13 protein-coding genes are annotated in these 15,279 nt (G+C 35.0%); 5 read left to right on the forward strand and 8 right to left on the reverse strand.

Annotated features, from left to right (window positions below; translation table 11 throughout):
* Positions 1-53: 53 nt before the first annotated feature.
* The 3 genes from J2X31_RS09575 to J2X31_RS09585 all read left to right on the forward strand — a co-directional run bounded on the left by J2X31_RS09575 (position 54) and on the right by J2X31_RS09585 (position 5,022).
* Positions 54-1,751: a M23 family metallopeptidase gene (locus J2X31_RS09575; RefSeq protein ID WP_310026327.1), complete on the forward strand. Its 1,698-nt coding sequence runs from the start codon at positions 54-56 to the stop codon at positions 1,749-1,751.
* A gap of 12 nt (positions 1,752-1,763) precedes the next feature.
* Positions 1,764-4,232 carry a TonB-dependent receptor gene (locus tag J2X31_RS09580; protein ID WP_310026328.1) on the forward strand — a complete coding sequence of 823 codons (2,469 nt, stop codon included), beginning with the start codon at positions 1,764-1,766 and terminating at the stop codon, positions 4,230-4,232.
* A gap of 61 nt (positions 4,233-4,293) precedes the next feature.
* A complete protein-coding gene (locus tag J2X31_RS09585) occupies positions 4,294-5,022 on the forward strand; it encodes a CREC-EF hand family protein (RefSeq protein WP_310026330.1) in 729 nt (242 codons plus the stop codon).
* Positions 5,023-5,189: 167 nt separating this feature from the next.
* Here the strand turns inward: J2X31_RS09585 and J2X31_RS09590 are convergent, their stop codons facing one another.
* The 8 genes from J2X31_RS09590 to J2X31_RS09625 all read right to left on the reverse strand — a co-directional run bounded on the left by J2X31_RS09590 (position 5,190) and on the right by J2X31_RS09625 (position 13,473).
* Positions 5,190-6,023, reverse strand: coding sequence for a helix-turn-helix domain-containing protein (locus tag J2X31_RS09590; RefSeq protein WP_310026331.1), 834 nt, complete (start codon positions 6,021-6,023; stop codon positions 5,190-5,192).
* A 63-nt stretch (positions 6,024-6,086) separates the two neighbouring features.
* Complete coding sequence (locus tag J2X31_RS09595) at positions 6,087-6,788, reverse strand: hypothetical protein (protein ID WP_310026333.1); 702 nt, start codon at positions 6,786-6,788, stop codon at positions 6,087-6,089.
* A 68-nt stretch (positions 6,789-6,856) separates the two neighbouring features.
* Complete coding sequence (locus J2X31_RS09600) at positions 6,857-8,686, reverse strand: ABC transporter ATP-binding protein (RefSeq protein ID WP_310026334.1); 1,830 nt, start codon at positions 8,684-8,686, stop codon at positions 6,857-6,859.
* The gene (locus J2X31_RS09605) at positions 8,686-9,720 is read right to left on the reverse strand and encodes a PDDEXK nuclease domain-containing protein (RefSeq protein ID WP_310026336.1); all 1,035 of its coding nucleotides are present in this window, start codon (positions 9,718-9,720) and stop codon (positions 8,686-8,688) included. Before J2X31_RS09605 ends, J2X31_RS09600 begins: the two co-directional genes overlap by 1 nt.
* A gap of 2 nt (positions 9,721-9,722) precedes the next feature.
* Positions 9,723-11,447 carry a phospho-sugar mutase gene (locus J2X31_RS09610; RefSeq protein ID WP_310026337.1) on the reverse strand — a complete coding sequence of 575 codons (1,725 nt, stop codon included), beginning with the start codon at positions 11,445-11,447 and terminating at the stop codon, positions 9,723-9,725.
* Positions 11,448-11,476: 29 nt separating this feature from the next.
* Complete coding sequence (locus tag J2X31_RS09615) at positions 11,477-11,971, reverse strand: ORF6N domain-containing protein (RefSeq protein ID WP_310026338.1); 495 nt, start codon at positions 11,969-11,971, stop codon at positions 11,477-11,479.
* A gap of 16 nt (positions 11,972-11,987) precedes the next feature.
* On the reverse strand, positions 11,988-12,944 hold the full coding sequence (locus tag J2X31_RS09620; protein ID WP_310026339.1) for a glycosyltransferase family 2 protein: 957 nt from the start codon (positions 12,942-12,944) through the stop codon (positions 11,988-11,990).
* Position 12,945: 1 nt separating this feature from the next.
* Complete coding sequence (locus J2X31_RS09625) at positions 12,946-13,473, reverse strand: DUF4199 domain-containing protein (protein WP_310026341.1); 528 nt, start codon at positions 13,471-13,473, stop codon at positions 12,946-12,948.
* A 239-nt stretch (positions 13,474-13,712) separates the two neighbouring features.
* On the opposite strand from J2X31_RS09625, the gene J2X31_RS09630 reads away from it, so the two are divergent.
* A complete protein-coding gene (locus tag J2X31_RS09630) occupies positions 13,713-13,964 on the forward strand; it encodes a type B 50S ribosomal protein L31 (protein WP_026705204.1) in 252 nt (83 codons plus the stop codon).
* 110 nt (positions 13,965-14,074) lie between these two features.
* Positions 14,075-15,250 carry a GlmU family protein gene (locus J2X31_RS09635; RefSeq protein WP_310026344.1) on the forward strand — a complete coding sequence of 392 codons (1,176 nt, stop codon included), beginning with the start codon at positions 14,075-14,077 and terminating at the stop codon, positions 15,248-15,250.
* Positions 15,251-15,279 lie beyond the last annotated feature (29 nt).

The following is a 15,279-nucleotide window of genomic DNA, read 5'->3' on the forward strand; positions in this document are numbered from 1 at the left end:
GTGATTTTTATTTTAGATTGCGACTTTTTTTTATATTAGCAAAAATGTTTACTATGACTTTCAGATTGCTTTTTTTACTACTAGCCATGCCGGTTTTTTCTCAAGTTAATTATCCTAAAGATTACTTCAAATCGCCTTTAGATATTCCGCTTTCACTTTCAGGTTCCTTTGGAGAATTGCGAAGCAATCACTTTCATACAGGTTTGGATTTTAAAACCCAACAAAAAGAAGGACTCAATGTTTATGCTTCCGCAGATGGCTACGTGTCAAGAATCAAGATTTCTACTTTTGGTTATGGAAAGGCAATTTATATCACGCATCCAAATGGTTTTACAACCGTGTATGGTCATTTGAAAAAAGCTTCGCCAACGATTGAAGCTTTCATTCGCGACAATCATTACAAGGAAGAAACCTACGAAATCGAAATGTTTCTCAAGCCCGAAGAATTGCTAATAAAACAAGGCGAAATCATTGCTTTTTCTGGAAATTCTGGTGGTTCGGGTGGGCCACATCTTCATTTTGAAATTAGAGAGACCGAATCTGAAAAACCTGTTAATCCGTTGCTTTTTGGGTTTGACGCTTTGATAAAGGATACCAAAAAACCAGTTGTTACGACTTTGATGGCATATCCTGTTGGAGAAAATTCAACTGTAAATCAATCGTTGCAACCCATCACTTTAAATATTTCGCTTCAAGCGGATGGAAGTTATGTTTCAGAGAAAGTGTTGGTTAATGGAAAAGTAGGTTTTGGAATCAGTGCTTATGATACCTTCGATTTCAATTACAATAAAAACGGACTTTTCAAAGTGCAATCCTATCTAAACGGAAATCCTCATTTTGGATATGAGTTCAATACGTTTGCTTTCGACGAAAGTCGGTACATCAATGCCTTGCTCGATTTTTATAGATTTAAGAAAATGGGAGTGAGGATTCAGCGTTTGTTTATGGTTAATCCTTATCCGTTGAGTTTGATTAAAACCAATGAGAAATTTGGTGTGATTGAAGTAAAACCAAACCTCACAAACAATTACAGGATTGAAGTTTCCGATTTCAACAATAACAAAGTAGTGGTCAATGTTCCAATTCAATATTCGCCAATTGCTCCAACAATCGCCAGTAATGTCAAGAAAACCGATTATTTCTTGAAAGCCAACAATGATAATATTTATAAGAAAGACAATATGTCGGTTTTTGTTCCAGCCGGAACTTTCTATGACGATTTTTATCTGAATTTTGATGTGCAAAACGAAACGTTAACCTTTCATGATGATTCTGTCCCTGTTCATAAAAATTTTACTGTTACGATTGAAAATAGCAGTTTCTCTCCCGAAGAAAAGGAGAAAATGTTTATCGCTTCGGTTTCCGGCAAAAGTTTGAGCTTTAATTTTACAAAGATTAAAGACAGCGTTTTCACTTCCTACACAAAAAATTTGGGGCAATTTGCATTAGCGAAAGACACGACTCCTCCAAAAATTTCTCAAGTAAATATTCCAGAAGGAAAATGGCTCAGCAAGCAAAACAATTTAAAACTGACCATTAGCGACAATCTATCGGGGATTAAAAGCTATAATGGATATCTCAACGGAAAGTGGATTTTGTTTGAATATGATTATAAAACCAAAACGCTGACACATGAATTTGATGAGCGATTTATCAATGAAGGCAGGAACGATTTAAAAGTCGTTGTTTCTGATAATGTTGGAAATTCTACTATCTTTGAAACTCATTTTTTTAGAAGTCAAAAACAATAATAAAACGTCCTCTTGAAAACACAATATACCTTTCTGATTCTTTTTTTCTTTATCTTCAGTTTCAGTGCTTTTGCACAAACGGCCCGAATTCAAGGGGTTGTTTTGGATGAAAGCGGCAAACCTGTAGAAAATGTAAACATCACTTTTTCGAATGGTTTTACATCTTCTGATAAAAACGGCTATTATATGCTGAATGTTCCTGCAAATGAGGATGTCAGGATTTCCTTCAGCCATATTACTTTGAAGCAAGCTTCACAAGTTGTTAATTTAAAGACGAATGAAAACTTCGAATTCAATCCGGTCTTGAAAACAAATGCGGAACAATTGAGCGATGTTGTCATCAATACAAAAAATAGAAAACGTTCTCAAGGACTTGAAAACATCGACCCGGCAACCATCCGAAAAAATCCTTCTGCAAATCCTGGTGTCGAGAGTATTCTGAAAACTTTTGCAGGTGTAAGCGGAAACAATGAATTGAGTAGTCAATATAATGTTAGAGGTGGAAATTATGATGAAAATCTTGTCTATGTAAATGAAATTGAAGTCTATCGACCTTTTTTAATTCGTTCAGGGCAACAAGAAGGTTTGAGTTTTACCAACACGGATATGGTTGAAAATGTTGACTTCTCGGCTGGAGGTTTTCAGGCAAAATATGGCGATAAATTATCATCGGTTTTGGATATTACTTATAGGATTCCAACCAAGTTTGGAGCTTCGGCCGAAGCGAGTTTCCTTGGCGGAAGTCTCACGGTTGAAGGTGTTTCTCCCAACCAAAAATGGACCAACATCACAGGAGTTCGTTACCGCGACAACAGTCTTTTGGTAAACAGCCAAGAAACCGAAAGTAATTTCAGACCTACTTTTGCCGATGTTCAAACGTATTTTACATACACACCTTCCACAAAATGGCAATGGAGTTTTCTGGGGAATATTTCGCAGAATAAATACAGTTATGAACCTTTGAGCCGTCAGACGAATTTTGGAACAATCGACAATCCAATTGCATTGTTGGTGCTATACGACGGAATTGAAGAAGATGAATACAAGACGTATTTCGGAGCTTTTAAATCGGTTTTTCAAGCCACAGAAAATTTTACCTTGAAATTTATCGGTTCGGCCTATCATACGACAGAACAAGAATATTTTGACATTTTTGCCCAATACCGTTTGGGGGAAGTGAACACCAATATTGGTTCGGATGATTTAGGGAGTGTCGATTTTTCGGAGGGAATTGGTTCTCAGCTCAATCATGCACGAAACGATTTGGATGCCTTGATCTTTAATGCAGAAGTAAAGGGAATTCATCAAAAAGAAAAAAATAACATCGAATGGGGTTTTAAATATACAAGAGAAGACATTCGAGATCGAATCGTAGAATGGGAAGTTATTGATTCTGCTGGTTTTAAAATTAATCCGCCAATTTTGAATTTGCCTGAAAACGACCAACCTTACAATCCTTATGTTGGTCCTTTGGTTCCGTATCAAAACGTTAGAGCAACAAATTATGTAAAAATCGACCGACTTTCGGGCTATTTGCAATGGAGTAGGAAGGACGAAATTGGTGAGCACGAAATTTGGTACAATGCTGGAGTTAGAGCACACAATTGGCAGGTTTCAGGCGATAATTTAGACGGTAAAAGCCAAACAACATTTAGTCCGAGAGCTTCCATTGCCATAAAGCCAAATTGGGAAAAGGATATGGTTTTCAGGGTTTCCGGAGGTTTATATCATCAGCCACCATTTTACCGTGAGTTGAGAGACATGAACGGAGCGGTTAATCCTGATGTAAAAGCACAACAATCTTTTCATATCGTTTTGAGCAACGATTATAGTTTCAAAATGTGGAATCGACCGTTTAAATTGGTTTCAGAAGCCTATTATAAATCATTAACTGACGTGAATCCCTATACTTTGGAGAACGTTAGAATTCGATACAGAGCTCAAAACAATGCAACGGCTTTTGCTCAAGGTTTGGATTTGAGAATGAACGGTGAGTTTGTTCCAGGAACCGAATCGTGGTTGAGTTTTGGTTATATGAAAACCGAAGAAAATATTGATAATAAAGGTTTTATAGCCCGACCAACCGATCAAAGATTGAAGTTCGGGATCTTGTTTCAGGATTATATGCCAAATATTCCAAGTGTAAAATTATATTTGAATTTGGTTTATAATACAGGTTTGCCAGGAGGTTCACCCTCTTATGCTGATCCTTATGTCTATCAGTCGCGTTTGCGTGATTACCGTCGGGCAGATGTTGGGTTCTCCTATGTTTTGACCGAAAATAATGCAAAAAGACCCGATGGGCATTGGCTAAAAAACTTTAAAGATTTATCTTTTGGATTTGAAATATTCAATTTATTTGATAATCAAAATGCCATTACAAACACTTGGGTTCGTGATGTTTATTCTAAAAATCAATACGGAGTTCCGAATTATTTGACCACTAGAGTCTTCAATTTGAAATTGACGGCGAGGTTATAAATAAGTTAATTCTAAAAGGAAGTTTTAAAAATCACTATATTTGAATTGAATTTTGATGACTATGAAAAACTTACATATACTTCTGGCTGGATTCTTTGTTGTAGCATTATCAAGCTGTAAAGAGGAAGTGGTGACACCAAAAGTTACCTACGAAAAAACAGATTCCACAACAGTTGCAAAACCTCAACCTATAGATTCTTCTCAAATCGAAATAGCCGATTTGCCGATCCAAATGGAAGGAACAAAATATTTGATTCACCCCATTGGCGATTACAGGGTTTATGAAGGAAGGGCAAAATCAAGCTACGGTTCGTCGAATACAGATAAGGTTAGCTTTTCAATTTCAAATTACAACCGATTTGAAATTACCGGTTTTCTTCAAAATTTAAAATTCCAACACATAGATTCAACTGAAATCCGACCGTTGACGGATAAGAAGATGGTGATTCAAACAGCCAGTTACTTGAATACGATTTTTGATAAAACCAAACACCAACTTTTGGTATATGCTGTTGCAGATATGGATACCAATAAAGATAACAAGCTAGATGTTAGTGATATAAAATCATTGTACATCAGTGATATTAGCGGAAAAGATTTCACGAAACTTTCTCCCGACATGCAGGAATTGATTGATTGGAATTTGGTAGAATCGAAAAATCGTCTTTATTTCAGGACGATAGAAGACACCAACAAAAATGGTCAGTTCGATAAAAACGATGTGATTCTTTACTATTATGTAGATTTATCTACCAAAGAATGGAAACTGGAAAGCTATAAACCAGTTTAAGAAAACATACTGCGATTTGCTAAGTTCTAGAAAAAGTACTCAAAAAGACTAACTACCATAGAAACTAATAGCGAAATCAACTTAATTATTACTGAAATCATCTTGATTATGTTTTTGTTTTAACAAATGTAAGCCAATATTTTAGATTAAAATTGTAAAAATGTAATCTATTGCGTGAAAAGCCAATTTATTTTTCCGTCTTCTTGAGAGGAAATATTTTTGAAGAAGGCTTTAGGAGTCATTCCAGTTAGTGATTTGAAATCTTTGATGAGATGCGATTGGTCATAAAACAACAAATCATTGCTCAATGAGGTAAGGTTTTCGCCTGATTTTTTATCAATTTTTGATTTCAACGCTTCTCTAAAACGTTGGATTTTCTTGAAATCAGATGGTGTTTTGCAAAGATGTGTTTCAAAATGCTTGCTCAAATTTTGTCGGCTCGTTTTGTATTTGTCGGCTAATTCTGCAACCGAATAATCATTACTTTCATTCGTCAAATCATCAATAACTTGATGTAGAAATGGATGTTTGAAATCTATCAATTTCGAAAGCCAATATTTTTCAATCAAATCTCTTTTATTTTCCATCTCTTTTTCTTCCAAAATCGACATCATTTCGGGTGTGTAATCTTCAAACGGAATGAAGTTCGAGAAGAATTCATTCGTGAAATTACATAAAGGTTTGTTCAGAAACGCATTCAATCCCAAAGGCTTAAAGTAGAAGGTCACTTCATTGAGTTCGCCTTTGCAAACCACATTGATGGGTTTTTTATAATGACAGATTAAATCCGATGAAAATTCTTTATTTTTCTTTCCATTGATGACGACTTTGTTCTCTAAAAATTCAATTTCCGTGTTTTGATAAACCGATATGATGCTGAAATTATTAGGAAACGTAAGGTATTCTACGGTTGGTTCACTTTCCTTTTTGGTCAGGAAATAATAGCCTTCCATGTAAGGATGGAGTAATTTATTTTTAGGCTTGTAGAATTCTAGTTTCATCTTGCAGATTTGGTTGAGGTAAATTTAAAAAAATACTTCAATTGAAATGCAATCCACTGAAAATTAAATCAAGATATCACTTTCAAGATCTGATTTTTCAATGGTAAAATCGAAACCAAGTCTTTCTACCAAATCAATGACGAGCTTTTTGTACCAGTTTTCGGATTTTGGATGAATATAAATTTTTTCGATAAGATTGCAAATATCCACGTCAATTTTTAGACCGTTGTCGATTTCTAAATTATGGGAAGTCAAATCGGAAATGATTCGGATTTCCCGTTCATATTGAAAACTTTTCCGTTTGAAAAGAAACGGAAAAAAGGTGTTGTCAAACGGAATATATTCTTTTTTGTAGTCGATATAATTTACTTCGCCAATGTGTTGTTCATATTCAATATCAGCATTCAAAGCATTTTGAATCCTTCCTAAAGTTGATTGAATCGCCAAACCTTCGCTTTTTTGGGTAAAAATCTGCCACATGGCAAACGATTCATATTCGTTGATATGCCAACTGCTGATGACCACATTTTTGCGATGGGTTTTATAATATTCTAAAAATCCGGGATTATTGATGGATAGTTTCTTGATTTCCTCGAAAGTCGGTTCGCTGAAAGTGCCTTCATATTGGTCTTCAAACTTATCAGAACGCGACATGAACAATTTCCGATAGAGCAATAAATCGACAAATTTTGACAAGTCCAAGTATTTCCAAACAATGGTGTTGGGATCTTCAGGGAGTTTGATATTTTTGTCGGCTATATACATATTCTAAAATTACTTATAAAAATGTCAAAACCAGTTAAAGATTGAATTAAGAAAATAAAAAATTTAGGTTATTCGAAGCTTTGCATCATAACCAATTTAGAATACGTCCCTTTTAAAGCCAGAAGTTCATCATGAGTTCCTTGCTCTACAATTTTGCCTTTTTGCATTACCACAATCTTATCGGCTTTTTGAATGGTTGAAAGTCTGTGAGCGATTACAACCGAAGTTCTGTTTTGCATCATGTTCTCCAAAGCATCCTGAACCAATCGTTCGCTTTCAGTATCCAAAGCTGAAGTTGCTTCATCCAAAATCATAATTGGAGGATTTTTCAAGACCGCTCTCGCAATAGAAAGACGCTGTTTTTGTCCGCCAGAAAGTTTGTTTCCGCTGTCGCCGATATTGGTTTCTATCCCTTTTGGGAGGTCTTTTACAAATTCGTAGGCATTGGCAATTTTTAGTGCATTGATGACTTCTTCATCTGTTGCATCTAGATTTCCAAGTCGGATATTGTCCTTGATGGTGCCGTTAAACATAATACTGTCTTGTGTTACTAAACCAGTCAAATCACGCAAGGATTTCATTGTAACATCTTTTATATTATGATTATCAATGAGGATTTCGCCATTGTTTACATCATAAAAACGGGTCAAGAGATTGGCAATTGTGCTTTTTCCACTTCCGGATTGTCCAACTAAGGCTACCGTTTTTCCTTTCGGAATTGTCAACGAGAAATTCTTTAAAACGGGTTCTTCGCCATAAGAAAAATTGATGTTTTTTAAGTGTATTTCATTTTTAAAATCCTGCAATTCAACCGCATCAACTTTATCTTGAATAGTATTTTCTACTTCTAAAACTTCAAAAACCCTTTCGGCTGCGGCCAAACCATTTTTAACCTGATAAGATGCTTTAGAAATTGCTTTTGCTGGAGTCAAGATGTTATAAGCCAGACCTATGTAGGCTATAAACAAAGAACCGTCCAAAGATTTATCAACCAAAACTAAATTCCCGCCATAAAAAAGCAAGATAGAAATTACAATTATTCCCAAGAATTCTGACATTGGAGATGCCAAGTTGTTTTTCTTTCCGATGCTATTGGATAATGTATAAAGTCTATTAATTGAGCCATTGAAAGTGTTCGAAAAGAAATTTTCGGCATTGTAACCTTTTACAACTTTTAAACCTGTTAGAGTTTCTTCAACAACAGAAATTAGGAATCCGTTTTCTTGTTGAGCTCTGGTTGATTTTCCTTTTAATGATTTTCCTATTTTAGAAATGATAAATCCGGATATTGGAATAAAAACAAAAACAAACAAAGTCAGTTTCCAGCTTATATTTATCATAAAAATTAAAGAAAATAAAATGGTAAGAGGTTCTTTTACAATTAGTTCTAAAATCATAAAGAAGGAATTTTGAACTTCGTTGACATCACCCAGCATTCTGGCCATTACATCTCCTTTTCGTTTTTCTGAATAATAAGGAACCGGAAGTTCAATGATTTTTTTGAACATTTTTTCACGTAAATCACGGAGTACACCCGTTTTTATCTTTGTAAGATGTTGTAAGCCTAAGTATCCAAATAAATTTTTGAATAAAAAAGTTATTACAACCAATGAAACTGTTAAAAGCAAGGCGTAATTAGCCCCATAAGTTTCGGAAAAGTGGCTTACATAATAAAAGAGAGTATCATTTAAATAATCATCAATATGAACCAAACCTTTGTATTCAGGTAATTTAGTAACTTTATCTTCCTTTCCGAAAAGCACTTTCAAAACAGGGAAAATCATTAGCATTCCTATTGAGCCAAATAAAGCATAAAGGACATTGTGAATGATGTTCCATGCGATATGAAAATCATATTTTCTAGCAAAGGGAATAATTTTTTTTATATTGTCATCCATTATTTTCGGGTATTGTTTTCTGCTATTGCAATGGCTTTTTCTAATTTTTCCAGCAATAGTTTTTTATCGGGTAATTGGGTTAGATATTCTGCTACTTTTATATGCTCGTCATTGTCGAGCATCAAATAATTGATTTGTTCTGGCGATTTTTCACTGCAAAGAATTAGTCCAATCGGCTGATGTTCTCCTTCTTTTTGTTCATTATGTTCTAGCCATTTCAGATACAATTCCATTTGGCTTTTGTATCCAGCTTTGAATTTTCCTATTTTTAGATCGATAGCCACCAAGCGCTTTAATCCTCTGTGGTAGAAAAGCAAATCGATATAAAAATCTTCATTATCAATCGTAATTCTTTTTTGACGTGCAAGGAAAGCAAATTCGCTTCCCATTTCAGTAATAAAATATTGAAGTTGTGCCAAAATCGTACTTTCTAAATCTTTTTCAGAATAAGTGTCACGAAGTCCCAAAAAATCTAAAAAGTAAGGGTCTCGAAAAGCTAGATCAGGACTTATTTTTTTGTCAGCTTCTAGCGTCTTCAACTCTTGAACAATCGTTTCTTCAGGTTTTTTGCTGATAGCGGTTCGTTCAAAAAGCAAACTATCCATTCGTTCCTGTAAGGTTCTGACACTCCATCTTTCATGAATTGCCATTTGGATATAGAATTCTCTTTTTATGGGGTTTTCAATATAAATAAGATTGTATAAATGAGACCAACTCAATTTTGCAGACAGTGTCTGCAAAATTGTAACATCTTCGAAAACAGCACTTAATTTGATAAAACCCTGAAGATTTCGTTTGCTAAAACCCGTTCCATAAAGATGTGTAAGTTCAATGCTCAAATAAGGAATTATCTTTTTGCCATAATCGGCTCTAGTATTATTTAAAATTGCTTGGTTGATGTATTTGCCGATATTCCAATACAAAAAAGTTAATTCTTGATTTACGGTTTTGGCAACATTATGACGCGTTGTATCTATTAAACCAATAATTGAGTTTAATAGGTTAGGGTTGTCGTTAATGATGCTTTTGTCCATTATTATACTCCTAAAGCAACAATTATATTTTTAATTTTAGAATCCAATTCAGCTTCCACTTTACTGAAATTTTCAACTTTGTCAAGTGGAGCATTCACACTCACATAGAATTTTATCTTTGGTTCAGTTCCGCTTGGTCGTGCAGCGATTTTTGATCCGTCTTCGGTGTAGTAAATCAACACATCCGATTTTGGAATACTCATTGTTTCAACTTCACCTGTAAAAAGATTTTGGGCGGTTGAATTTTTATAATCTTCCACCATTACCACTCGTTGTCCTGCAATTTCTTTCAAAGGATTCAAGCGTAAATCAATCATCATCTGACCGATTTCGGCCAAACCTTCAATTCCCTTTTTAGTCAAGGAAACCAAATGTTCTTTGTAAAATCCAAAATCTACGTAAAGGTTTTGTAATTCTTTATAAACAGAACTTCCATTGGCTTTTGCTTGAGCGGCAACTTCGCAAATCAATAATGTAGCGGCAACGGCATCCTTGTCGCGAACTGCATCGCCAACCATAAACCCGAAGCTTTCCTCGCCACCTCCAATAAATTGCAATTCAGGAAAATCCTTGATCATTTTTGCAATCCATTTAAAACCTGTCAATCCAACCTTGCATTCAACACCATAACCATCTGCCAAAGCAAGCATCATCGGAGTTGAAACGATTGTGGAACCAACGAATTGTTTCCCGTTGATTTTGCCCTGTTTTTTCCATTGTTCCAATAAAAAAGCGGTCATCAAAACCATTGTCTGATTTCCGTTTAGCAACGTCATTTTTCCTTCATTGTTTCTAACGGCAACACCTAATCTGTCGCAATCAGGATCGGTTCCAATAACGATATCAGCATTTAATTTATCGGCCAAAGCCAAAGCCATCGTTAAAGCTTCCGGTTCTTCAGGATTTGGAGATTTAACCGTTGGGAAATCGCCATTTGGCTCTGCTTGTTCCGGAACGATATGCACGTTTTTATAACCTGCTTGTTCCAAAGTTTGCGGTACAGATTTTATAGAAGTTCCATGTAAGGAAGTGAAAACGATGTTCAGATTGTCTTTGGCGGAAGCCGAAGTATCAAAACTTGCATTTTCGATGGATGATTTTACGAAGGCATCATCAATTTCCTTATCGATATATTTGATTAGATTTTCATTGGCTTGAAACCTGATTTCATCGTATTTCAAATCTTCGATAAGCTTGATGATTTCGCCATCTTGAGGTGGAACCAATTGTCCGCCATCTTCCCAATACACTTTATAACCGTTGTATTCTGGTGGATTATGTGAGGCAGTAAGTACGATTCCTGCCTGACAACCTAAATGTTTCAAGGCAAAAGACAATTCTGGAGTAGGACGTAAGTCTGAAAATAAGTACACCTGGATGTCATTTGCAGAAAAAACATCGGCAACCACTTTTGCTAATGAATTGCTGTTGTGGCGACAATCGTAAGCAATTACCACCTTCAATTTCTTTCCAGGAAAGACTTGGTGCATATAATTAGAAAGTCCTTGCGTGTTTTTTCCTAACGTATATTTGTTGATGCGGTTTGTTCCAACCCCCATTACACCACGCATTCCGCCAGTTCCGAATTCAAGATTCTTATAAAAACTTTCCTCTAATTCTTTTGGAGAGGAAGTCATCATTTCCTTGATTTTCTCCTGTGTGTCGTTATCAAATGTTGGCGTAAGCCATTCGTTTACTTGGTCTAAAATGTGTTTTTCGATGTGCATTTCTAATAAATTTTAAACGATTATAAATCTTATTTTTTATATCCGATTTTTGTTCTATCCGTATCATTATTCTTATTGGCATCTTTATCTACCAAATAATTTAATGCTTTGTAAATATCAGGAAACTGATTTTCTATTTCTTCAATTCTTCCCTTTAATTCATTGTAAGTTAATGTAAATTGTCTGATAGTCACAAAAGCCCTAATTATTGAAATGTTAATTTCAATAGCTTTGTTGCTGTTCAAAACACTTGAAAGCATTGCTACTCCTTGTTCTGTAAAAGCAAAAGGAAAAGCTCCACCCAAATTACTTTTTGAGGGTATCACAGATTGTGATACCATTTGGTTGATTTCTGCTTCTGATAATTGAAACATAAAATCACTTGGAAATCTATTACTATTTCTTCGCACCGACTGTTTTAAAATTCTTGTTTCAGTTTGATATAACAAGGCCAAATCAAAATCAAGCATTACTTTTTGACCTCTAATTTCGTAAATTTTATTTTTAATAATGTCTAAATCCACTTGTATTAAAATTGATTTATAAATTTACTTCTTTTGATATCTTATATCGTCCTTCATTGCTTTTGGTCTTTAAAATGATTTCGCCTAGGAATCCCGCCAAGAATAGTTGGGTTCCTAAAACCATAGTAGTTAAAGATATAAAAAACCAAGGATTCTCCGTTACTTTCATTGTAGGATAATCGTTGTATAAACGAATTAATTTATTGACACCTATAAACAATGCGGCAAAAAAGCCGATGATGAACATTCCAGAGCCTAAAGCTCCAAACAGGTGCATTGGTCTTTTTCCGAATCTTGAAAGGAACCAAATCGTGATTAAATCCAAGAAACCATTGATGAAACGATCCATTCCGAATTTGGTTTCACCGTATTTTCGGGCTTGATGCTTCACAACTTTCTCGCCTATTTTTCCGAAACCTGCATTTTTTGCCAAAACAGGAATATAACGGTGCATTTCGCCGGAAACTTCGATGTTTTTCACGACAATATTTTTGTAAGCTTTTAATCCGCAGTTGAAGTCATTCAGTTCAACATCAGATGTTTTTCTAGCTGCCCAATTGAATAATTTTGAAGGTAGATTTTTTGCAAAAACCGAATCATAGCGTTTCTTTTTCCAACCGGAAACCAAATCGAATTTCTGGTTGATGATCATATTGTACAATTCTGGAATTTCTTCAGGATTGTCCTGCAAATCGGCATCCATTGTGATGACAACATCGCCTTTTGCACGAGCAAAACCAGCGTGTAAAGCTTGAGATTTCCCGAAGTTTTTTAGGAAGCGAACACCTTTTACACTTGGATTTTCAGATGAAAGACGTTCTATTATTTGCCATGAATTATCAGTACTTCCGTCATCAATAAAAATAACTTCATAGGTGTAATTATTTGTTTTCATTACCGAAACAATCCAATTATGGAGTTCCTGCAACGATTCTTCTTCATTTAGAAGTGGTATTACTATGGATAGATTCATATTATAATGTTCTCTTATTCCTAAAAATTAAGGCGACTAAAAATCCGATAAGGCAATCTCTTAAAAGGTATTTGATGAAAGAGGTTAAAACAGTTGAAATAGAAAACGGGTTGAAGGTTTTATAGACTTCTAAAGTTTTGTCAATATTTTCTTGAGGCATCAGGTTTTGCTCCAATAAACTGACGTCAAAATCACGCATTGCTATAATAATGGCTTCTTTTGTTTCGGCTGAAAGGAAGAAGTTATAAAGTAGAATCAGGTAAAAGCACGATATTAGGCTTCCTGTTAGAATTGTAATAAAATATCCTGAGAAAGCCTCCTTGAAAGTAATGAATCCATCTAGTTTTCCTTTGACAACTACAATCGAAATGATTCCGAATATAACAGTCAAGGCTAATGTAGAAACACCAGCCCAAACATTTGTCAGCAAGGCGAGATCTAGAAAATAAATATAACTGGAAAGTAGGATTAGAAGGACTCCTAAGATTAGGCCGATGCTGAATCCCGTTTTTTTAATAATGTCTGTCATTGAAGTATTTTCAAAATAATCTACAAATATACTAATTCCGCATTTACATAGTAGAAAATCATTTGAGATAATCTTTTAAAAAAAAGAAGCTAAAGATTTGTTTATTGAAAAATAATTGTAAATTTGCAAACTCAAAATAATAAAGTAAAAACAAAAAGTTATAAGGAGTTTATACCTTTTCGGTCAAAAAAGAAAAGCTTCAAAGCGAATTATAACCAACAAATAAAAAGAGATTTAAGATGAAAAAAGGAATTCACCCAGAGAATTACAGATTAGTAGCGTTTAAAGACATGTCAAACGAAGAGGTTTTTATTACAAAATCTACTGCTGATACTAAAGAAACAATCGTACACGAAGGTGTAGAATATCCAGTTGTAAAAATGGAGATTTCTAGAACTTCTCACCCTTTTTACACAGGTAAATCTAAACTTATCGATACTGCAGGACGTATTGACAAGTTCAAAACTAAATACGCAAAACACGTTAAGTAATTATTTAACCGTTTTACAATATAGAAAGCCTTCCAGTTTGGAGGGCTTTTTTTTATTTTTATCCTGCCCAAAACTTTGTAACTTTGAACGTTAAATTTTAAACTTCTAAAATGAACTATATACTTTTTGACGGAACGGTTAGAAACGCCTTACTTCCATTTACTTTCACGCGTCCAGTTGCCGATATTCGTGTCGGGATTTTAACCATCCGTGAAAAGTGGGAAAAATATCTGGGTTCAACCACTACAAGTTTGACAGAAGAATATTTGTCTGAAAAATTTCCAATGGTAGAGTTGGAAGAAAATGTAATGATCAATGCTTCTTTCTTGCCAAATGACGTTTTAGCCGAATTGGTTTCAAATCTAGAACCCAATCAAGCTGTTTTTAAAGGAGAAGAAGTAATCGCTTTTTTCACGCAAGATTCACAAGAAGAAGTAGATTTCGATACCTATGATGTTATAGAATACAACGACGATTGCATCACAATCGAACACACTTGGGATATTTTTCAAAAGAATGATGCCGCACTTCGAGAAGATTTTGAATTATTGACCGAAGACAGAAAATCACAGCCAATTCCTAAAACCGTAAACGTAATAGCACCAGAAAATATTTTCATAGAAGAAGGAGCAAAGCTTGAATTCGTAACCTTGAATGCTTCAACAGGTCCAATCTATATCGGTAAAAATGCCGAAATCATGGAAGGTTCCGTAATCCGAGGTCCTTTTGCTTTATGCGAATCAGGAAGAGTAAAACTTGCTACAAAAGTCTATGGAGCCACAACCGTTGGGCCTCATTCAGTTATTGGAGGAGAGGTAAGCAATTCAGTTCTTTTTGGATATTCCAACAAAGGACACGATGGATTTCTTGGAAATTCAGTTTTAGGAGAATGGTGCAATATCGGAGCCGACAGTAACAATTCGAACCTGAAAAACAACTATGAGGAAGTGAAATTGTGGAGCTACGAAACCGAAGGTTTTGCTAAAACCGGCCTTCAATTCTGCGGTTTGATGATGGGCGACCATAGCAAATGTGGCATCAACACGATGTTCAACACCGGAACGGTAGTAGGAGTAAGCTCAAATATTTTCGGAAGCGGATTTCCTCGCAACTTCGTTCCAAGTTTCTCTTGGGGAGGAGCCTCAGGATTCACAACCTACATCACAAAAAAAGCCTTTGAAACCGCACGATTAGTAATGCTAAGACGAAACGTTGAATTCGATGAAAAGGAAAGCCGAATCCTAGAACACGTTTTCGAAGAAACTAAAAAGTGGAGAAAAGAATAATTAAAAAAGGCTGTTTCAACAAAGAAACA

It is taken from the genome of Flavobacterium arsenatis (assembly GCF_031456785.1).
Classification (GTDB): domain Bacteria; phylum Bacteroidota; class Bacteroidia; order Flavobacteriales; family Flavobacteriaceae; genus Flavobacterium; species Flavobacterium arsenatis.

What these genes read in the sequence shown, in the direction of transcription:
- J2X31_RS09575 (WP_310026327.1), top strand. Translation starts at nt 54, where the DNA reads ATGACTTTCAGATTGCTTTTTTTACTACTAGCCATGCCGGTTTTTTCT.
- J2X31_RS09585 (WP_310026330.1), top strand. Translation starts at nt 4,294, where the DNA reads ATGAAAAACTTACATATACTTCTGGCTGGATTCTTTGTTGTAGCATTA.
- J2X31_RS09590 (WP_310026331.1), bottom strand. Translation starts at nt 6,023, where the DNA reads ATGAAACTAGAATTCTACAAGCCTAAAAATAAATTACTCCATCCTTAC.
- J2X31_RS09595 (WP_310026333.1), bottom strand. Translation starts at nt 6,788, where the DNA reads ATGTATATAGCCGACAAAAATATCAAACTCCCTGAAGATCCCAACACC.
- J2X31_RS09600 (WP_310026334.1), bottom strand. Translation starts at nt 8,686, where the DNA reads ATGGATGACAATATAAAAAAAATTATTCCCTTTGCTAGAAAATATGAT.
- J2X31_RS09605 (WP_310026336.1), bottom strand. Translation starts at nt 9,720, where the DNA reads ATGGACAAAAGCATCATTAACGACAACCCTAACCTATTAAACTCAATT.
- J2X31_RS09610 (WP_310026337.1), bottom strand. Translation starts at nt 11,447, where the DNA reads ATGCACATCGAAAAACACATTTTAGACCAAGTAAACGAATGGCTTACG.
- J2X31_RS09620 (WP_310026339.1), bottom strand. Translation starts at nt 12,944, where the DNA reads ATGAATCTATCCATAGTAATACCACTTCTAAATGAAGAAGAATCGTTG.
- J2X31_RS09625 (WP_310026341.1), bottom strand. Translation starts at nt 13,473, where the DNA reads ATGACAGACATTATTAAAAAAACGGGATTCAGCATCGGCCTAATCTTA.
- J2X31_RS09630 (WP_026705204.1), top strand. Translation starts at nt 13,713, where the DNA reads ATGAAAAAAGGAATTCACCCAGAGAATTACAGATTAGTAGCGTTTAAA.
- J2X31_RS09635 (WP_310026344.1), top strand. Translation starts at nt 14,075, where the DNA reads ATGAACTATATACTTTTTGACGGAACGGTTAGAAACGCCTTACTTCCA.